At 53.5% G+C, this 18,242-nt stretch carries 18 protein-coding genes; 9 read left to right on the plus strand and 9 right to left on the minus strand.

The genetic code is table 11. The features are described 5' to 3' along the window. Nucleotides 1–34 precede the first annotated feature (34 nt). The 3 genes from TIRI35C_RS07180 to TIRI35C_RS07190 form a co-directional block, all read right to left on the minus strand. Nucleotides 35–907: a hypothetical protein gene (locus TIRI35C_RS07180; RefSeq protein ID WP_188202310.1), complete on the minus strand. Its 873-nt coding sequence runs from the start codon at nucleotides 905–907 to the stop codon at nucleotides 35–37. Between the two features lie 65 nt (nucleotides 908–972). Next, nucleotides 973–2,082: a hypothetical protein gene (locus TIRI35C_RS07185; protein WP_188202311.1), complete on the minus strand. Its 1,110-nt coding sequence runs from the start codon at nucleotides 2,080–2,082 to the stop codon at nucleotides 973–975. Beyond that, the gene (locus tag TIRI35C_RS07190; RefSeq protein WP_188202312.1) at nucleotides 2,082–3,224 is read right to left on the minus strand and encodes a hypothetical protein; all 1,143 of its coding nucleotides are present in this window, start codon (nucleotides 3,222–3,224) and stop codon (nucleotides 2,082–2,084) included. The genes TIRI35C_RS07185 and TIRI35C_RS07190 overlap by 1 nt, the downstream gene beginning before the upstream one ends. A gap of 118 nt (nucleotides 3,225–3,342) precedes the next feature. Between TIRI35C_RS07190 and TIRI35C_RS07195 the strand changes: the two genes are divergently transcribed. The 3 genes from TIRI35C_RS07195 (at nucleotide 3,343) to TIRI35C_RS07205 (ending at nucleotide 6,891) form a co-directional block, all read left to right on the plus strand. Further along, complete coding sequence (locus TIRI35C_RS07195; RefSeq protein ID WP_188203116.1) at nucleotides 3,343–5,238, plus strand: S9 family peptidase; 1,896 nt, start codon at nucleotides 3,343–3,345, stop codon at nucleotides 5,236–5,238. Nucleotides 5,239–5,294: 56 nt separating this feature from the next. Next, nucleotides 5,295–6,650: a hypothetical protein gene (locus TIRI35C_RS07200; protein WP_188202313.1), complete on the plus strand. Its 1,356-nt coding sequence runs from the start codon at nucleotides 5,295–5,297 to the stop codon at nucleotides 6,648–6,650. 91 nt (nucleotides 6,651–6,741) lie between these two features. Next, nucleotides 6,742–6,891, plus strand: coding sequence for a hypothetical protein (locus TIRI35C_RS07205; RefSeq protein WP_246454713.1), 150 nt, complete (start codon nucleotides 6,742–6,744; stop codon nucleotides 6,889–6,891). A 25-nt stretch (nucleotides 6,892–6,916) separates the two neighbouring features. Here the strand turns inward: TIRI35C_RS07205 and ppcA are convergent, their stop codons facing one another. Beyond that, a complete protein-coding gene (ppcA, locus tag TIRI35C_RS07210; protein ID WP_188202314.1) occupies nucleotides 6,917–8,341 on the minus strand; it encodes a phosphoenolpyruvate carboxylase in 1,425 nt (474 codons plus the stop codon). A gap of 114 nt (nucleotides 8,342–8,455) precedes the next feature. Here ppcA and mobA point away from each other — a divergent pair, with 114 nt between their 5' ends. Both mobA and TIRI35C_RS07220 read left to right on the plus strand, forming a co-directional pair. After that, complete coding sequence (gene mobA, locus TIRI35C_RS07215; protein ID WP_188202315.1) at nucleotides 8,456–9,043, plus strand: molybdenum cofactor guanylyltransferase; 588 nt, start codon at nucleotides 8,456–8,458, stop codon at nucleotides 9,041–9,043. Between the two features lie 176 nt (nucleotides 9,044–9,219). Continuing rightward, a complete protein-coding gene (locus TIRI35C_RS07220; protein ID WP_246454715.1) occupies nucleotides 9,220–10,215 on the plus strand; it encodes a pyrolysin in 996 nt (331 codons plus the stop codon). Between the two features lie 7 nt (nucleotides 10,216–10,222). On the opposite strand, the gene TIRI35C_RS07225 is transcribed toward TIRI35C_RS07220, so the two are convergent. After that, entirely contained in the window at nucleotides 10,223–10,741 is a 519-nt protein-coding gene (locus tag TIRI35C_RS07225; RefSeq protein WP_188202317.1) for a biotin transporter BioY, read from the minus strand. A 75-nt stretch (nucleotides 10,742–10,816) separates the two neighbouring features. On the opposite strand from TIRI35C_RS07225, the gene TIRI35C_RS07230 reads away from it, so the two are divergent. The 3 genes from TIRI35C_RS07230 to TIRI35C_RS07240 are packed head-to-tail and all read left to right on the plus strand — an operon-like array spanning nucleotide 10,817 to nucleotide 13,126. Further along, nucleotides 10,817–11,611, plus strand: coding sequence for a biotin--[acetyl-CoA-carboxylase] ligase (locus tag TIRI35C_RS07230; protein WP_188203117.1), 795 nt, complete (start codon nucleotides 10,817–10,819; stop codon nucleotides 11,609–11,611). Next, entirely contained in the window at nucleotides 11,577–12,368 is a 792-nt protein-coding gene (locus TIRI35C_RS07235) for an energy-coupling factor ABC transporter ATP-binding protein (RefSeq protein WP_188202318.1), read from the plus strand. Before TIRI35C_RS07230 ends, TIRI35C_RS07235 begins: the two co-directional genes overlap by 35 nt. Next, entirely contained in the window at nucleotides 12,365–13,126 is a 762-nt protein-coding gene (locus TIRI35C_RS07240; RefSeq protein ID WP_188202319.1) for an energy-coupling factor transporter transmembrane component T family protein, read from the plus strand. The genes TIRI35C_RS07235 and TIRI35C_RS07240 overlap by 4 nt, the downstream gene beginning before the upstream one ends. On the opposite strand, the gene TIRI35C_RS07245 is transcribed toward TIRI35C_RS07240, so the two are convergent. Further along, on the minus strand, nucleotides 13,123–13,758 hold the full coding sequence (locus TIRI35C_RS07245) for a hypothetical protein (RefSeq protein ID WP_246454716.1): 636 nt from the start codon (nucleotides 13,756–13,758) through the stop codon (nucleotides 13,123–13,125). The genes TIRI35C_RS07240 and TIRI35C_RS07245 overlap by 4 nt on opposite strands. Before the next feature lie 51 nt (nucleotides 13,759–13,809). Then, entirely contained in the window at nucleotides 13,810–14,196 is a 387-nt protein-coding gene (locus TIRI35C_RS07250) for a hypothetical protein (protein ID WP_167892390.1), read from the minus strand. A 102-nt stretch (nucleotides 14,197–14,298) separates the two neighbouring features. On the opposite strand from TIRI35C_RS07250, the gene TIRI35C_RS07255 reads away from it, so the two are divergent. After that, nucleotides 14,299–15,105 carry a DUF63 family protein gene (locus TIRI35C_RS07255; protein WP_188202320.1) on the plus strand — a complete coding sequence of 269 codons (807 nt, stop codon included), beginning with the start codon at nucleotides 14,299–14,301 and terminating at the stop codon, nucleotides 15,103–15,105. A gap of 4 nt (nucleotides 15,106–15,109) precedes the next feature. Here TIRI35C_RS07255 and TIRI35C_RS07260 read toward each other — a convergent pair whose 3' ends face one another. Next, on the minus strand, nucleotides 15,110–17,725 hold the full coding sequence (locus TIRI35C_RS07260; protein ID WP_188203119.1) for a DEAD/DEAH box helicase: 2,616 nt from the start codon (nucleotides 17,723–17,725) through the stop codon (nucleotides 15,110–15,112). Nucleotides 17,726–17,746: 21 nt separating this feature from the next. Further along, on the minus strand, nucleotides 17,747–18,220 hold the full coding sequence (locus TIRI35C_RS07265; protein WP_188203120.1) for an Lrp/AsnC family transcriptional regulator: 474 nt from the start codon (nucleotides 18,218–18,220) through the stop codon (nucleotides 17,747–17,749). Nucleotides 18,221–18,242 lie beyond the last annotated feature (22 nt).

Here is an 18,242-nt window from a genome sequence, read left to right on the forward strand (position 1 = left end):
ATAAAGGGGAGAAGGGGGATTTAAAAAGGTGGCGTCAGGTGCAGTCCGGTTCCAGCACTTCAGCCAGTCTTTCCATTTCATCTTTTCTCAGGCGTTTCTCCAGATACGCGAGGGTCTCGCAGGTGGCTTTCTCGTCACCCATGTAGTCGAGGGCCGCGTGGAAGAGCATGGAGTGGCAGTCCTCCAGGTGGACAACGTCACACCCGGGGCGGGCCGGCGTCGGGTGGTCGTTTTCTCCGTTTGGATGGGTAAGCTTCAGCACCGGAATGACGGAGCCGAAGAGGATAACCATCAGGAGGAACGATGTTGCCATTTTAAGCGGCCCTTTAAATGGTACCCTTGCAACGAGGAAGAGCCAGAGCCAGAAAATACCAACGATGAGAAATGCAAGAACGGTTCCAAAGAGCATAGCCCTAAAGTTTTCGTTCTTGCTGAGATTTTCCAGGGCAGACCTCAATGAAAGGACCCACTTCAGGGGAGGGGCCGGTTTGAAAGTCACGGCCGTCAGGTTCTTCCGGCAGAGCCTTTCTTGGAGCCAGAACATGAAGTAGCTCCTCTCCACCACCTGAAACGCCATCTCAACCTCCTCGTCGCTCCCGTTCGCTAGGAAGTTTCGGAGATAGGTTACCGAGTCGTTCAGCTCTCGGGAAAGGTGCCAGTAGAGGTCTTCGTACTCCGGATTTGGCTTCCCGAGTTTTTCGGGGACTACCATCTCAAGCTCACCGGAGAAACCGTAGCGGTGGCCGATTGCTTCATCAAGGAGTTCCCCCGGCGGGAGGAAGGACTCGACCTCGAGCCTGTACGGCGCAGGGGAGAGGTTGCAGGGGAGCAAGAGGGCCCTTTCGCGGGCATTCTCAAAGGCCGTCCACTGAATGGTCGAGGCTAGGGCAAGTGAAGCGAGCGCCATCAAAAGCACCGCTGATACGGGTTTTGGAACCTGTTTCATGCGCCACGCCCCTTTTCCAAAGCTGACTACCCTCTAAAGTACACCCATACTCGGTATTTAGCTGGAAAATCCATCTCAAGCAGCCGTTCCCTTCTGGTTTTTATCTCCACCCTCAGCCTCATGTAATCTTCCTCATCGATGTAGCCTCTCTCAAGGAGCTCCTTCCCCAGGGTCTCAGTCTCCTCCAGGTACCTCAGGCGCATCTCGTCCCAGCACTCACCCCCTTCAACCCACACAACTGAAAGGTTTTCCAGTTCCGAGAGGAGCGCGTCCCTCTCGCTCTCGTTGAGCCACAGCTCGAGGTAGTGAACGGAGTACTCGGGATCGTCTGCATAGACCGGCGGATTGCTACGGAGGTGCTCCCTGAAGATTCTCTCCACATCGGGCGTCGCCCTGACGAACCAGTCTTCCAAGCAAGGAGGGCTGATGGTGGCGTTTCTCTCCACCGGCTCGATTCCAGCGAGGAATCCTTCCGGAACAGGCTCGTAACCGCTATGGAACGGGTAACCCCCGAAAACGAAGGCGTAACCAACCATGAGCATGGTGGAAAAGATCACCGCCACCGCCAGGGCCTTTGCAGGCTCCCTGTCGGCGAAGTCCCTTATCTCGAAGGCAAAAGCTATGCCCGCGAGGGTTATCACGAACACCTGAAGGAGAATCAAACCAGGACTTCCCGCGGGGAACAGCTCAACGCTCGCCTCGTCAAAGCCCTCTCTTGACTTGGCTATGCTCTCGTTGAGCCAGACAACATTGGAGAGCTGAAGGTAAAGCCCGCTTCCGTTCCAGCTGCCCTTCTTCCCCCTCACTTCCTCAAGGATCCGTTCAATTTCTACGGAACGGTTCTCAATCAGCTCCCCAATCTCGGGCCTGTTGTCGTACATGACCGGCAGGCTCAGGTTACCCGCCGTTCTGACGTAGAGCGTATCGCCGACCCTCCAGATTATCTCCCCGTTCCTCTCGGCCTCCAGTACCGCATAAGTCTTGGGGAAGTAGATACCGTACGTCACGGGCGTGCCCACAATCACCGGAACCTCCGGCACGTCCCGGAGGAGGAACTCCGCTATTCCGTAGTCCACGAAGGGAATTGCCACCAGGAGAAACACCAGGGCAAATATCACCTTCGACGACTTCTTCATCACCCGATTCCTCCGAAGGTGAACTCCAATATGGTAACGTTCGCACAGAACCCGAACTCCGTTCTCGACCGCTCCAGCCCCTCGAGGGAAGCAGACATCACAGCATCAACGGCACCCTCGTCCAATCCTCCCGTCACAAGCAGGTCTCCCCTGACCAGCGATACCAAGGAGTCATCGATTTCCAGCTTTCTGGGCCACGGAGGGAGGGAATAGACGTAGAGCACAGTGGTTTCGTCGGATAGGTTGTTGAGCAGCTCTTCCGCCATCTCCGGGCGAAGTGCCAGCGTTATCGAGAGAACCCTCCCGTTCCACCTCCCGACACGGACGTACTCCGCTGAACCCACGGCGTCGAGCAGGAGGGAATCCACCCGGGCGTTGCGATGGACGTAGTAGACCCTCTCGCCGCAGAAATTGAGCTTATGCTCCCATTTTGACCCGACACCGAGGAGTGGGTCGTGTTCCTGAAGGAGACCGTAGGATATGAGGGAGACCCCGATGACAAGGGCAAGGAGGAGTGCTAGATTCCTGAAATCCGAGAACGTCTCAATAAGGACGTCAATCTTGGAAAGTAGGAGAATCGTGCCCGCCAGCAGGAGAAGCGAAATCACAATCTCCCCCGGAACAGGGTTCCCGCCGTGGAAAAGCCTGTATGGATAGGGTGGCTTCATCAGGACCTCCGTCACGTTTTCACCGCGTTTGAGTTTCTCCAGTTCATTCCTGGCCTCGAAGGTTCTCCTGAGCAGGCTCACAGCGTAGATAAAGGCCGATTCGTTCCCAGTTTCATACCAGCGCGCGATGTATTCGGCGGTGATGTTGAGGTAATCCATGTAGGAATTCTCAAGCCCGGTTAGTTCCAGCCAGTAGTACTTGTCGGGTTTTCCCTTTTGCCCTCTGACCAGGAGGGCGTACTCGCCGGTAGATGGCAGGTAAGAATAGCCAAGCAGGGAATCCCCAAGAGAGCGGACGTAGAGAGCCGGCAAAATCGGGCTGACGTTTTCGCGGTAGCAGGCAACGACCTGGCTATCGGGGTAGCCCTCTAGAATCTCACCCACCTGGCGATAGCTCCACCACTGGACGACGGTTAAGAGGACTATGCCCGCTATTGCGAGCGCCGCGAGATGTTTTCTCCTGGAGAGTTTCATCATCACAACCATGGTTAATGCCCTTAAATACCTTTCGAAGTTGCAAACATGTCAAGGAGACAATCATCGAAACGCTAAGCTTTTATACGAAAAGGCCGATGTTAGTTCGGTGGCGTCTATGGCTAAGGGATTGGATATTAAAGACCTCGGGAAGTTCAGGCTCGTTGGGAACGTTGATGCTTTCAGGAAAAGGCTCGTCTTCCAGGTAACGGAAATAAATCTCCAAGAAAACGACTACTTCTCAAGGCTCTATCTCTACGACGGCAGGAAGGTTAGACCCTTCACCTCAGGAAAGAAGGACTCCAATCCGAGATTCTCCCCGGACGGGAAGCTGATAGCCTTCACATCAAAGCGAGACAGGGAGAGCAAGGAGGCCGAACTGTACGTTATTCCAACCGACGGCGGCGAGGCAAGGCTTTTAGCGAAGTTCAAGTATGGGATTAAGAACCTCCGATTCACCGAGGACGGGAAGAGCATAGCGGTGGTTACACCGATAGACGTTGAGAGGCGGAAAGACGATGTACACATCATCAAGGAGATTCCCTTCTGGTTCAACGGTGTCGGCTGGGTCTACGGAAAGAGGAGCGTCGTCTATCTGGTGGACATCGAGACGGGCAGAAAAAGGGGCTTAACCCCCAAGAACCTCGACGTCTCGCAGATTCGCTTCCACAATGGAAAACTCTACTTCATTGCCCAGGAAGACCGCGAGAGGAAGCCGATGGTGAGCGACCTCTACGTCCTTGAGGGAAGGAAGGCGAAGAGGCTAACGCCAGGAGAGTGGAGCGTTCAGGACTTCATTCCCCTCGACGACGGCACGTTCATCCTCAAGGCAAACACGAGGGAGCGCGGTATCCCCACAAACACCCACATCTACCACTACAACCCTGAGACGGCTCAGCTGAGGAAGCTCACCGCTGAACTCGACCGCTCGGCCTACAACTCCCTCAACTGCGACGTCCGCGGAAGCCAGAGGGCGGAGCTGGTTTTCAGGGACGGCTGGGTTTATTACGTGGCAACGGATGGCCCGAGGGCGAACCTCTTCAGGGTTAACCTTGAGGGGAAGATTGAGAGGGTTATAGGCGGCGACAGGAGCGTCGAGAGCTTTGCCATTGGGGACTACATAGCCTTCACCGCCCAGGACTCGGTCACTCCAACGGAGCTCTACGTTCTCCGTGACGGGAAGGAGAAAAAGCTCACCGACTTCAACGGCTGGATTAGGGACTACAAACTCTCCAAACCGGAGCACTTCAAGGTCAAGGCGAGCGACGGCGTTGAGATAGACGCGTGGATTATGAAGCCCGTTGACTTTGAGCCGGGCAAAAAGTATCCGGCCGTGCTTGAGATCCACGGCGGGCCGAAGACGGCCTACGGCTACTCCTTCATGCACGAGTTCCACGTTTTAACAGCGAAAGGCTTCGTGGTAATCTTCTCAAATCCAAGGGGAAGCGACGGCTACGGCGAGGACTTCGCCGACATCAGGGAGCACTACGGCGAGCGCGATTATAAGGACCTGATGGAGGTCGTTGACGAAGCCGTTAAGCGCTTTGACTTCATAGACCCCGAAAGAATCGGTGTCACCGGCGGTTCCTACGGCGGCTTTATGACCAACTGGATTGTCGGGCACACAAACAGATTTAAGGCGGCCGTTACGCAACGCTCCATCTCGAACTGGGTGAGCTTCTTTGGCACAACGGATATAGGCTACTTCTTCGCCCCGGACCAGGTAGGCGGCGACCCATGGAGCAACACTCAAACTTACTGGGAGAAGAGCCCGCTGAAGTATGCTCCAAACGTCAAGACACCCCTGCTCATAATCCACTCGATGGAGGACTACCGCTGCTGGCTTCCGGAGGCGTTGCAGTTCTACACGGCCCTTAAATACCTCGGCAAGACCGTTGAGCTTGCCCTCTTCCCGGGCGAGAACCACGACTTAAGCAGGGGCGGAAAGCCGAAGCACAGGGTTAAGAGGCTTGAGCTGATATCAGGGTGGATGGAGAGGTGGCTGAAGGGATAATTTAACATATTAAAGTTCCTTAAACTTTTTAAGTTATTAATTAATAAGAATACTTGGTGAGATCAATGGAAGCTTCTAATGGAGAGGATAAGTGGGTAGATCAGTTTAAGGATGTTATCCGATATATCCTCGGAAATTACATTGTCATAGAAGACATTGATGATAGTATTCTAATAAAAACACAAAAAATTCCTCCTTATCCTAAAAGAGAGAAGCAGATAGAATGGGAAATCAGTAAAGAGAAGATTCAAGAATACTTTCATGAACTAGAGAGGATGAATATCCCTCAAGAGTCCGAGACAGTTTTGTATCATGATAATTTCTATGAAACAATAGTCCAGATACCCTCTAAAAATTCCCTATTATTTAGTGACTTGTGGCAAATAGAAAGAGATCCTCTTAAAGTTGAAGACAATTTAAATAGTGTTACTTATGAATTGGGGAAACCATCTGATCCATATATTCTTTATATGCTAAAGGTATTTTACGAAAAGGGAATTTCACAGAAATTTTTAAATTCAATCGTTATTAGAAGACATCTTACACGATATCAAAATAATGATTTCTTCTATGTGATTTGGAAAATACTACCGGTTAAATATACTGTAAGAGTTCATTCTCAAAGAACAAAATCTTTATCACAATTTGAAAAGCTCAGTGAATACTTTTTATTTACAGTAAGTTACAACCTAGACATACCACTAATAAAGGTCAGAACATTTGAGGATATATATCAAGTTCAGAAGTTCAAATTATTGACAAGAGGGGACATTCAAAACATTGAGCCTCCTAGGAGAAGATACATTCCTGATTTGCTTTATCATTATCAGCTTGCAATAGCTTCGGATAACCCAATATTACAATTTCTATCATTTTATCATATAATAGAGCACTTTTTTGAGGAAGTATACCAAGACGAAATCGTGTCCTTAATACAGAAAGAAATAACAAAGCCAGATTTCTCATACAGAAGAATAGAGGATTTAAGGAAATTATACGCAAAACTCAAGCGAAAAATAGATGCCGAAACTAGTGGTAAAAGTGAATTAGACGCTTTGAAATTAACGTTAAAGAAGTTTGTAGATTTAGTGGACTTGAAAAACATCTTAGATACGTATGATCCCCTATTGTCTCAGTATTATATGGACAATGAGGTTTCATTTTCCCGAGGCAATAGAATACCTTGGGATGGTGAGCCGGAGAAGATATATAGCAAAATAGCTGAGAGAATATATAAAACAAGAAATGCTATTGTTCATAGCAAAAATTCATATAAGGCAACTATGAGAGGTGAAATTAAAGAACTGCCGAAATATACTCCATTCAAGCATGATAAGGATCTTCAAAGAGAAATTCCCCTTCTAAGATTCATAGCAGAACAGATTATTATAAATAGTGCCCAACCACTATAATTTTAACGGTCACTTTTTGAACATCTTTGGTTTACGGAACTTAACATGATCCCAAGTTGTTGAGTTTTTGGGTCTTTGATATTGGCTTGACGTGATAACGCCGAGCCTCGAAGACTACCTGCTGGCAATCAAGATATCGCAGGCAATGGTGAAGAGGGGAGCACCTGTTCCAGCCGTTGATGCCATCGTTGCCGCCGTTGCAATGAACCAATTCAAGGAGCTGAAGCTCCAGAGCGTATAATGAAACTTCCCGTTTTTCTACAGCCCTATCCCAAAAACCCCCTAATCCCCGCTGCCTCGACTATCAACTCGCTGCTCAGTTCCCCTCCAAGGATCCTTGACGTTATCTCGGCGTGCCTTTCGTCTCTCTCGTATTCCCTGGCCATCCTCACTAAAGGCTTTAGGAACTTGAACTTCTCCGCCGCCCCCGGGTTGAAATAGCGGAAGGCGAACTCGATGTCCCGGTAAAGGCCGAGGTAGTACTCGCTGATGAATTCGAGCTCCTTTTCGCTCAATGCGCTCAGGCCGAGGAGCTCGGGCGGGACTCCAAGGGAGTAAAGCGAAGCAGTGAACTTTATCGCCCTTGGAAGCGCCGAACCGTTCACCTCGCGGGAGTAGCCGAAGAGACCGATGTGAAGCTTCCTCCTTCTCCGCGATGGGACGAACCTCGCTACCTCCCGGATGAAGGGGGCGAGAGCCCTGAGTTCCTCCGAGTATCTGGCTTCGTACTTCCCGAGGATTTCAAACACCTCTCCCGGAACGGGCTGGGCTTCCCTCCTTTTCGATTCCCCGATCCACTCAATGGCCCTTATGACGTCCTTCGGCGTTCTATCGTATTTGAACGAGCTCTGAATCGTGAAGGTCTGGACGCTCGGGTATTCTGCCAGAACCCCATCGACGTTCTCCGGTGCAAAGTGTCCCCTGAACGGTGCACCGCCAACGCCGATTATCGGGTAGATTGAGATGCCCGTTTCCTCCTCAAGCTCCTGAAGTTCAAAGAGCGCCAGCTTGTCGTAGAGCACCGCACTTATGAGACCGTAGTTCATGGCCGGATCGCTCCTCGCGAGGAAAATGCGCTGATATTCTACCTCCTTCCCGCGGAGGTACTCCCTCACGATGTCCGCCGCACCCAGTATCGCCTCCCTGCTCTCGAAGAGCGGGATGACGGCTATCTCTGAGGGATAAAACTCCCCTATCCACTCGTGGAGCTTGATGTCGTGGACCCGCTTGTACTGCTTCCCGGTTATGTAGTGTCGGTATAGCTCGTAGACCCTGTTCAGTTCCCGAGAGGAGGTTGTCATCGGAAGGATGACCTCGAATATCGGCGGAAGCTCTTCCCCGTAGAACAGCCTCGCGTAGTCCGCCGACCGGGGTATGGTCTCTAAGGTCTCGAGGAGGAGCTTTGCCTCCGCCCTCTCGACGCTGGGGTTGGGGACGCGCGGCGTCAGTCTGAGTTCTTTTCCGAGCTTTTTGCGCTTGAAGAAATAGCCGTAGCGCTCGAATAGCTTCTTGACGACGAACTCGTCAACCTCCTTACCCTCGAAGTCCCACATCTGCTCGTCTATCCCCAGGACGCTGAAGGCGTAGAAAGCCTCTATAACCTCGTCCTCACCGCCCATAGTCGGACTGCCCGCGAAAAAGGGAATGAATACGTTGTCAGGATGCTGAGTACTCATCGTTCTTGGTATCATTTATTCCACCAAAATGGCAAAGAACCGGCATAATTTAAGATTTTCGGGAAAAAATTTGTACAAATGACGGGAAGTCGGAAAAAGGTTTTTAAACGACCCGCCCTAGTTCCGCCCATGAGGGCGTGCATCTTGGCGTTTCCGGAGAAGCGGTGGGAGAACTACACGGTTCCCGTTGCGGACGAGCCGGTTGTTAAGCTCACCGAGAGAAGGCTTTTAATGAGCAAGAGGATAGAAGATGTCATCACGGTAGTCAGAAAGGACAGGCTCAGGACTTATTCCCTCCATGTCTCAAATCCCCTTCCCGTTGTCGCGAGGAACAAGATGGAGGCCCTTCTGAAAGTCCTCCCTGGGGAGCCGTTCTTTCTGGCCGAGGGCAACATGCCCCTGATAATGCCCTTCCTCGTGAACTACATGACCGGGCTCTTCTACGAAAACGAGCCCGAGGCTTTAATACCTGTCTGGAGGGACGGAACGGCAGAGACCACGCATGCAGTTTACGAACCCAACGCCCTGGAAGACGCGATAAACGCGGCCCTGGCCGAGGGCTACCGGGGTCTGAGCAGGATAACGGAGTTCCTTGACTACGAACCGCTGTCCATTGAAGAGCTGGCGAAGAGAAACCCAAAGGTGGCGCTGAGCTTCTTCAGGGTAAGGAACTCCTTCGACGTTAGATTTGCGGCCGAGACCCTCAGAAAGCTGTAAAGGTAAATTTGAAGGTAAATTTGATTGGAAATTTTTTAAAATTGTGTAAGAAGACTTAAATAGTGTAAAGGCTACAATAGATTAAGGGTAGGAGTCCCTAAAAGTTCTTCTGCTCGGTTCGGACCAAAGGAGAGATTTGTATGAAAAAAGTTTTAAGCGCAGCGTTATCGCTGCTTGTGTTGTTTAGTTTAATGGCCATGATTGGCCCATCATCCGTCTCGGCCAAACCGCTGACGGATTACAACGTACTGATTTTGAAAAATTCTGATGCCTGGGGTACGCCTGCTGTTGAGGATGTCCTCACGGGCATGGGAGTACCGTACGACGTCATGACGAGCACTGAGCTCCAGAACAAAACGGCCCGGGATCTCATAGGTGCGTATGACATGATCATCATAGTCAGCGACCAGGGACAGCAGTTTTACAACGAGATAGGGCCCCAGATGGGCAAACTGGAGGAGTACGTGAAGGCGGGGAATGTTCTTGAGATTCACGCCGCCAACTGGGGATGGAACGGCGGATTGTGGACCACACCCCTCCCGGGAAACGTCACGATAACGCAGAGCTACTCGGGCAGAGATTATGTGATCGCCAACAACACCACACTGATAAGCAGCTACGCCAGCCACGGCTATCTCATTGGCCTCCCGGCAAACGCCGAGATAATCACCGTCCAGGCTCCAGGGGGAAGCCCGGACTACGGAAAGCCAAGCACCGCGGTATACGCCTTTGGAAACGGTAATGTCTTTGTTACTGGACTGACCATTGAGTACAGCGTCGCAAGAAAGGGGCCCGAATGGAAAGCCTTCTACAAGGAAGTCATCATAAACAACCTCGGCTACTCATCGATGGCGCCCACCCCCAAGGTGCCGGTTCAAAAGGGAATAAACGTGATGCTATTCAACTTCTACTACTACATCCAGTACCACAGGGCTCTCGATGAATACAACGTGCTCTATACTGAGGCCGTGGAAGGTGGAATGGACAACGAGACACTGGGGATAGCCCAGATCCAGAACTCAACCGCTTCGGAGTACTACGCCAACGCAAGCCAGTACGGGCCGGTTGTTGCGAACTTCCCAAGGATATACATCTTCATAGATCTGAGAAAGGCGACGCTTCACCAGAAGCAGGCAGTAAAAACCCTGAAAGATGCGATGGCAGAGCCGTGATCTGCCTTCACACCGTTTCCACCATTTTTCTGACTGCCCAGGCCACACTCACAGCCACGGTAGCCTTTAGGACATCAAACGGCACGAAGGGCAGTAACCCAAGCCTGAAAGCACTCTCAAAGTCCCCGTTCATGAAGAAAGCGAGCCTGAGCCAGCCCAGGAGATATATGACCGTGATGCCGCCCAGGGAGCCTGCGAACATCCCCGCTTTTTTCTCCGTCTTTTCCGTCAGGTATCCTGCTATAAAAGCCGCTATTGGAAATGCGGCTATGTAGCCCCCAGTCGGCCCGTAGAGAACGGCGAAGCCACCCTGAAGGCCCGCAAACACGGGAATCCCCATCGCACCCATGGCCACGTAAACGAGCTGACTTAAAAAGCCGAGCCTGGCACCAAGAACGAGCCCCCCGAGGAGAACGAACAGAACCTGAAGCGTTATTGGAACCGGGCCTATGGGGATGCTTATTTGGGCACCAATCGCCGTCAGAGCGGCGAAGAGAGCTGCAAACGCCACGTCTCGACTTTTCATTCTATCACCTCCTTTCCATCACCCGCAGGCGGACGTTAATCTTTAAAATGTTTTAGTTAACGAAACTCGGTGGCCATGAGGGGACTCATCAGGGACAGCAGTGTTAAGAGGGGCATCCTTGGCATACTCCGGAGGGATAAGAGGGTATCCGGCGAGGCCATGGCCGCGGAGCTGGGGGTGTCCAGGGTCGCCGTATGGAAGCATGTGCGGGAGCTGACCGCCCTCGGCTACACCATAGATCCCTCCAGGAAGGGTTATATGCTCCTCTCTGAGCCAGGGGAGCCTTACCCGTGGGAGCTAAACGTGAGGAGCTACTATGTTCTGAGAACGCCATCTACCATGGACGTTGCAGGGAAGCTCGCAGAGGAGGGGGAGCCCGGATGGACGTTTGTCATAGCCAGGGAGCAGACATCAGGCAGGGGACGCAGGGGGAGCCGCTGGGAATCCCGGAGGGGAGGACTGTACTTCTCCGTTATCCTCCGACCGGATATGAGGCTGGCGGATGTGTCTGGGCTGGTGCCCCCGACGCTCGACGCGATTGTTCGGACACTGTCCCGCTATGGAATCGAGGCGGAGATGAGGGAATGCGGGGTCTATGCAGAGGGGAGAAAAACGGCCGGCGTGCTGGTGGAGGCCGCGGGTGAGCTGGATATGGTGAGGTACGCCGTCATTGGGGTGGGTATCAACGTCTCCAATCCCGTGCCAGCGGGCGCGGTCTCAGTTGCAGAGATACTCGGGGACGCACCGTCCCTCCTGGAGGTTTCGAGGGTTCTGTTCGGCGAACTCATGAGCTCACTGGGAACTTTTTTAAATCCCGGGACGGAAGTGGAAAGCGATGCTGAGGGTGGAGAACGTCTGGCACGTCTATGAGACCGGCAGGGAAGCTCTGAAAGGAGTAAGCTTCGAGATGGGGGAGGAGATAGTCGCGTTAGTTGGCCCTAACGGGAGTGGAAAAACCACCCTCGCGAAGCACCTCAACGGCCTCCTGAAGCCCACGCGGGGCAGGGTGACGGTGGATGGGATGGACACGCGCGAACACACCGTCGCCGAGCTGAGCACGAAGGTGGGCTACGTCTTTCAGAACCCCGAGCACATGTTCTTCGAGGAGAACGTGTTCCGCGAGGTTGCCTTCGGGCCAAGGAACCTCGGACTGAGCGAGGAGGAGATTGAAGAGCGCGTCCGGTGGGCGCTGAGGGCGGCCAATCTGGAGGGGTACTGGGAGAGGACACCGTACTCAATGAGCGGCGGCGAGAAGCAGAGATTAGCTATAGCCTGTGTTCTGGCGATGAAACCGAAGTACCTTATCCTGGACGAACCAACAACCGGACTGGACGCGAGGAGTTCCTCCAGTGTCATCGATGCCGTGAGGAAGCTCCGCTCCGAGGGGCACGGGATACTGCTCATAACCCACGATATGGACCTGGTTCTGGAGCTGGCCGAGAGGGTCCTCCTGCTGCACGACGGCAGAAAGGTCTTCGATGGCCCCGTGGAGGAGTTCTTCTCGCTTGAGCTTCACGATTTTGGGCTTGAGAAGCCCGAACTTCTCAGGATAAGCGAGGGTGCTGGAGTGGGCTTCGTGAGAAGCGTTCGTGAGCTGGTCGATGCCCTGGCGGGTGGTGCGGTATGATATATCCATTCTACACGGAGAAGAGCTCCCCACTGCACTCCCTCGACCCCAGGGTCAAGATAATCGGAACCATCGCCGGGATAGCGGCGATTATGCTGTACAACGACCCCAAAATCCTGATACCCCTGTTCTTCGCTTTCCTGCTCGTCGGAAGGCTTCTCGGCGGGGTCGAGATACGGGAGCAGATAAAGCTCCTCAAACCCCTCCTGCCGATAGTCATCATAACCCTTGTTGTGTGGCCAATCATCTACGAGCCGAGGCTCAGGGGACTGCTCTTCGGTGTTTCTTTCGCCATGAGGCTGCTCACGTTTGCACTGATAACGTTTCTCCTGTTGATGACGACACCCCAGCGCGACCTCATCCTCGGCTTCGTCAGGCTCGGCATGCCATACGAGTTTGGTCTGACGATTTCGATAGCCCTCCGCTACATTCCGACACTCTATGTGTTGTCCAGAAACATAACCGATGCCCAGAGGAGCCGCGGCTGGGAAGTTGAGAAGGGGAATTTCCTGGTGAGGGCAAAAAAGATGACCGCCGTTCTCATCCCCCTGCTCGTTGCCTCCCTAAAGACCGCCCACGAGCTGAGCATAGCACTTGAGAGCCGCGCCCTCGGCGCCACCAAGAAGAGGACGTTTCTCTACGATATCGAGATGAAGGGCAGGGATTACGCGGCCACTGTGGTCATTCTGATTCTCTTCGGAGCGGCGCTCTACGTTCGCTACGGCCTGGGGCTCGGGCACGTTAGTATATACGGCTAGAGAAGGGGTTTTATCAAGGGGTCTATGGGTATCGAGTGGTCACCAACAGCTGAAACGTAGTCTGGCGGTGCCTTGAGAACGGTCATGTTGAGCCTGTAGTGGCCGCGGTAGGAGCTGGTTCTCAGAACTGCTAAAGCTTCGAATATCTCCGGCAGGTCGTAGAGACGCCTGAATTCCCCCGGAAGATCGAGCTCGTTGAGCTCTATGGTGGTGTGGCCCAGAACCAGGATGAGGCCCTTTCTGTCAACCAGCTTCCTAACCTTGACTACCCCCTCGGCGGAGCGGTTGAGAAGCGCCGGGAAGAGCGAGACCACCACGAGGGAGCCATCATCAACGACGTTAAGTGCTTGTAGGAGTTCCTCAACGGAGTAGACGTTGCCAGCATAGAGATTGGAAACGTCCTCAGCGAGGCGCTTCAGAACCTTGACTGAAAACGATGCTCCGGGACCTATATGGTAGACGGGGCCGTCCTCAAGGGCGTTTGCAACTAGGTGGTACAGAAAAGCCGTCTCGGCCAGCTCGTCGGTTGAGATTACCCCCGCTAGGCTCCCCTCGATGAGACCGAAGGGGAACCCCTCGAAGGGCTTCACCTCCCTGGATTGGAGCTCGGCCGGTTTGAAGAACATAGGCATCACATAGCTTAGTGCGCTGGGGATATTTATACCTTACCCAAAAAGAGAAACTCAGAGCGCCGCGAGGGCACCGATTGTGAAGAGCCCCAGGAGCGCAAGGATTCCCATTACGATGCCGGCTATCACGGCCGAGAGTACCCATACGAGGAATGCCCTGAGCCAGTCGGTGTCAAAAACTGCCTTGATGACCCATAGGTTAGTGAGGAACGCTGCTATGGGGCCAAGGGGTCCCAGAACCGCCCCGACCAGAGAGCCAACGATGGCGGCCAATATTCCTCCACCGAGTATCGCGACCATCGCCTTTCCCAAGGAAGCATTTTTAATTCCTATTAGCTTCGCGGCCATCCACAGGAACAGGGCCGCTATGAAGAGCGCCAGCAGGAAGCCCAGTATAGCTACGGCGCCCATACCAAAGATTATCCCGGGTCCGTGTGCCATCCTCCCACCTCCAACCATCATTTGGGCACGATTTATTAAAGTTCCCGTTTTCGCTCCAAAAGACCTTTAAAGCAGGAGGGCGACTCAGGCAGGGGGAAAGAAATGCTGGAATCACTGTGGAGCGAGGCCTGGGGTTTCATCTACAGGTACTTCTGGGAGCCGATGTTCACGAGGAGCGGCTACAACCCGATTAACACGCTCGTTTATGCACTCATGCTTGGGTTTGGAGCCATATATACATATAGGTATATACTGAAACCCCTCAAGATTAAAATCGACAGGACGCTCTTCATCGCGGTCACCCTGATGGTAGTCTTCGGCTCCACGGTGAGGGCCCTCGTCGATGGGGGAATCCTTCCCCAGAACCCTCTCATACTGACACCTGGAATATTCTTTACGACGTTCTTTATAATGCTCCCCGCAATAGTTTTGGACGCGAAGCTGAAGACTTATCCAAAGCTGACCTTTGGATGGGGAGCCGTGCTCGCCCTCTGGGCCAACTACCTTCTGATAACCAACGCCAAGAGCTGGGAACCCTACGGGCTGACGCTTCTTCACACCTTTATCTCCTGGATACCCGCACTGCTGATATACAGGTACAGGCCCTTTGATAGGCTATACCTCTACGCGGTTTTGGCCCATCTCTACGACATGGGCTCAACTGTCGTTGCCATACACTTCTACGGCTACCGCGAGGTTCACTGGCTGGAGAACATTCTAGTTCAGCACTTCGGGGCATACTTCTACTACCCGTGGATAGCGTTCATCCTCGTAATCGTTTACTATGCAATTCAAAAGCTCGTCCCGGACGAGGAAGAGAGACATCTGTGGTATCTCATGGTCTACGTCCTTGGCCTGGGCCCGGCAATAAGGGACCCTGCTCAACTGGTGCTTCAGATAGGAGGTTGAGCCCTTAGCCACCCCTTCTTTCTCTTCTATCCAGTCCTTTTCGGGTCTGGTTCTTCTTCCAAGGTTTTCCGTGGTCTCTTCTACCCTCAGGACTCGGGTAGCTTCTCTCCTCCCCGCGATCCCTGCGTATCGTTCTGCCCTCCTCGATTTCCCTCCTCAGAACTTTAGCCTCCTCCTCGGCGTTCCTCACGCGGAAGACCCTCGCAATTCTCTCGATTGCTTCAAGCTTCCTCACAATGCCATCGAGCCAAGTAAAGACGTCGCCCGGATAGACTATCAGCCCGTAGACCTTCCTGAAGTGTTCCGCTATCTGGGTCGGGTGTTTGCCGTTCCGCCTCAGCTCGATTATCATGTCGCTTACCCTTTCCATCGCGTGCTCGGTGCAGTCCTCCTCGGAGCACATGAAGAACTCCTGGTAAAGCATGAAGAGCCTCTCGGCGGCGTTGGGGCTCAGCTCGGGAATCACTTTATCCAGTTCATCGAGTATTGAGGCAAAGCTCGGCGAGAAGACGTTTGCACTCAGCCTTCCCCTAACTGCGCCCTCAAGCTCCCTCTGGAGCGTCCCGCTCAGGTAGAGGTTCTCGAAGGGGAGGAGCTTGACGGCTATCCACCGGGCGGGCTTCTTTCCGAGGTTGTCCCTTATGAACGCCGCCTCCTTGGGCAGGAGGAAGCTCATGCTCACGGCCCTTCCGTAGGGCGTGACCTCAACAACAGGCCTTCCAAGCCGGACGAAGCCGAACTCCTCAAGCTTTTCGAGAACCTTTTCCGCGCTCTGGTTGGCGCCAAGGCATTTGGATTGGACATCCTCGATGACGTCGAGGCGGTTGAAGACGCAGGAATGTGCCAAAACGTTGTCCTGCTCCAGCTCGTCGCCCCACTCGACGAGGACGGGTTCAATCGGCGCTGTTAAAAGCTTGAATGCAACTTCATCTTCAGAGCTTTCCATTTGGGCGGAATACTTTCTCCCGGGCTCGACTATGAGGTAGACCCTGCCCTTCTCGTGGTAGAGGGGCCTTCCGGCACGACCGAGCATCTGGTGGAACTCCCTGACGGTGAGCCACTTGTTGCCCATCGCGAGGCTCTCGAAGATGACCTGCGAAGCTGGAAAGTCCACCCCGGCCCCGAGGGCGGCGGTTGTAACCACAACGTCGAGCATCTGGGCCTGGAACTCCATCTCGGTGAGCTTTCTCTGTCTGTACGGCAGTCCGGAGTGGTAGGGCTTCGCTTTGAGGCCTTTGCTCGTGAGGTAAGCGGCCAGCTCGTGCGTCCTCTTGCGCGAGAAGGTGAAGACTATCGTCTGCCCCCGGTAGCCCTGCCTTGACTTCCTCATCGCCTCGGCTTTACAGAGAACCGCTATGTGGCGCCACTTCTCGCTCTCGTTCCTTGCTATGATTATGTGCCTCTCCAGATCGACCGGTCTCTCGTCGTACAGGACAAGCTTCAACCCGAGTTCCCTGGCCAGCTCGTCAGGGTTTCCAACGGTCGCAGAGAGGCCTATGAACTGGGCATTTGGGTAGAGCCTCCTTAAGCGAGCTATTAAACCGTCCAGCCTCGGCCCGCGCTCCTCGTCGTCAAGGGTGTGTATCTCGTCTATCACGATTGTTCCAACGTTACCGATTTTTCTTCCTGCCCTCAACAGGTAGTCTATTCCCTCGTAGGTTCCAACTATGATGTCCGCATCGATGCCCGTGTCAACGACCACAAGCTCGTCCCGGGTCTTTATGCGGCTCATACCAACCCTTATCGCCACGCGGAGGCCGAGCTTGGAATAGCGCCGCTTGAAGTCCTCGTACTTCTGGTTAGCCAGAGCGACCAGCGGGACGAGGAAGAGGAGCTTTCTGCCTTTCATGGCCTTTGGAACTCCCGCCAGCTCGCCGATGAGGGTTTTGCCGCTCGCAGTGGCTGAAACCACGAGTAAGCTTTCACCCTCAAGGAGGCCGTTTTTTACAGCCAAGCTCTGGACAGGCAAGAGCTCGTTAACGCCTTCAGCTTTGAGAACGGATTTGAACTTCTCGGGAAGCGGAAGCTCGTCGAGGTGGACTTTCTCTACCCTGAGATGCTTGGCCTTCAGCTCGTCCCACTTGGTTATCTCCGGGTGCCTCGTCGGGTCGAAGCGCGGGTCGAAGGCGTAGAGAACCTTATCTAGGTCCCTGAACCGGTCAAGGAGCTTCTTCGCCTGGTCGAACATGGCAACACTTCTGAACCTGAAGCGGAGTTCCCTTTTCAGTTCGTCCTCGGCACAGCGCTCGCAGATGTACTCGTTGTGGTATTTTATCCTATTCCCCTCGGTGAGGACGGTTATCCTGCCATCGAGGAGGCAGAGACGGCACAGCTCGGCCTTCTCAACACGCTTGTTTTGGAGCCTTCTCTTAAAATAATCCTCCCACTCGCCCGCATTAACGAGGACGATTCTTGCTTGGCGAAGGAGCTTTTCAATCTCCTTGGGATTGCGATACTGACTCCCCTCAAGGACTTTGAAGAGCCTCCCCTCGCGCACTATGAAGCGGTATATAGCGTCTGCCTTGAGGTTTCTCATCTGTGAGAGCTTTTCGGGCTCGTTCTCGATGAAGAAAGCCTCAAGCTCGTTCTTCTTTCTTCCGGGTCTCACGACGAAGAGCATTCCCACCGCCTCACCAAGCGATCAGCGCCTCTTGCCCTCACCGGACACCCAGTTCTCCTTAAAGGTGTCTATTATGAGCGTAACCTCCACCCGCTCAAGGTTTTTGCCAAAGAACCGTTTGAGCCTTCCGGCAAAGGCCTTGACCTCATCCGTGTCGTGGAAGCTCGCCCTTACGAGTATCTGCCTCTCGCCGCTGCGCCGGTAAAGGCTCTGAACCTCCTCCAGCCTGGCAATCCGTCGCAGAATCGGGTCGATAGTGTGGTCGTCTATGGCAAGCTTCAGCTCAAAGAACGCCTGAACGTATTCGTCGAGGAAGGCAGGGTCAACGATGGCTGAGTAGCCCCTAATTGCCCCGAGCTTCTCCAGCTTTTCTACCCTGTTCTTCACGCTCGCCGGGGATAGGCCAACTCTCTTCCCGAGCTCGGTTAGGGTTATCCTGCCCTCCTTCCGGAGGATTCTGAGTATCTCCCTGTCCTTCTCGTCTATTCCCGGCATCGGCTCCACCAGCTAAAAGGAA

The sequence above is a fragment of the Thermococcus camini genome, from assembly GCF_904067545.1.
In the GTDB taxonomy this organism is placed as follows: Archaea; Methanobacteriota_B; Thermococci; order Thermococcales; family Thermococcaceae; genus Thermococcus; species Thermococcus camini.

What these genes read in the sequence shown, in the direction of transcription:
- TIRI35C_RS07180 (WP_188202310.1), bottom strand. Translation starts at nt 907, where the DNA reads ATGGCGCTCGCTTCACTTGCCCTAGCCTCGACCATTCAGTGGACGGCC.
- TIRI35C_RS07185 (WP_188202311.1), bottom strand. Translation starts at nt 2,082, where the DNA reads ATGAAGAAGTCGTCGAAGGTGATATTTGCCCTGGTGTTTCTCCTGGTG.
- TIRI35C_RS07190 (WP_188202312.1), bottom strand. Translation starts at nt 3,224, where the DNA reads ATGAAACTCTCCAGGAGAAAACATCTCGCGGCGCTCGCAATAGCGGGC.
- TIRI35C_RS07195 (WP_188203116.1), top strand. Translation starts at nt 3,343, where the DNA reads ATGGCTAAGGGATTGGATATTAAAGACCTCGGGAAGTTCAGGCTCGTT.
- ppcA (WP_188202314.1), bottom strand. Translation starts at nt 8,341, where the DNA reads ATGATACCAAGAACGATGAGTACTCAGCATCCTGACAACGTATTCATT.
- mobA (WP_188202315.1), top strand. Translation starts at nt 8,456, where the DNA reads ATGAGGGCGTGCATCTTGGCGTTTCCGGAGAAGCGGTGGGAGAACTAC.
- TIRI35C_RS07225 (WP_188202317.1), bottom strand. Translation starts at nt 10,741, where the DNA reads ATGAAAAGTCGAGACGTGGCGTTTGCAGCTCTCTTCGCCGCTCTGACG.
- TIRI35C_RS07230 (WP_188203117.1), top strand. Translation starts at nt 10,817, where the DNA reads ATGAGGGGACTCATCAGGGACAGCAGTGTTAAGAGGGGCATCCTTGGC.
- TIRI35C_RS07235 (WP_188202318.1), top strand. Translation starts at nt 11,577, where the DNA reads ATGCTGAGGGTGGAGAACGTCTGGCACGTCTATGAGACCGGCAGGGAA.
- TIRI35C_RS07240 (WP_188202319.1), top strand. Translation starts at nt 12,365, where the DNA reads ATGATATATCCATTCTACACGGAGAAGAGCTCCCCACTGCACTCCCTC.
- TIRI35C_RS07245 (WP_246454716.1), bottom strand. Translation starts at nt 13,758, where the DNA reads ATGCCTATGTTCTTCAAACCGGCCGAGCTCCAATCCAGGGAGGTGAAG.
- TIRI35C_RS07250 (WP_167892390.1), bottom strand. Translation starts at nt 14,196, where the DNA reads ATGGCACACGGACCCGGGATAATCTTTGGTATGGGCGCCGTAGCTATA.
- TIRI35C_RS07255 (WP_188202320.1), top strand. Translation starts at nt 14,299, where the DNA reads ATGCTGGAATCACTGTGGAGCGAGGCCTGGGGTTTCATCTACAGGTAC.
- TIRI35C_RS07260 (WP_188203119.1), bottom strand. Translation starts at nt 17,725, where the DNA reads ATGCTCTTCGTCGTGAGACCCGGAAGAAAGAAGAACGAGCTTGAGGCT.
- TIRI35C_RS07265 (WP_188203120.1), bottom strand. Translation starts at nt 18,220, where the DNA reads ATGCCGGGAATAGACGAGAAGGACAGGGAGATACTCAGAATCCTCCGG.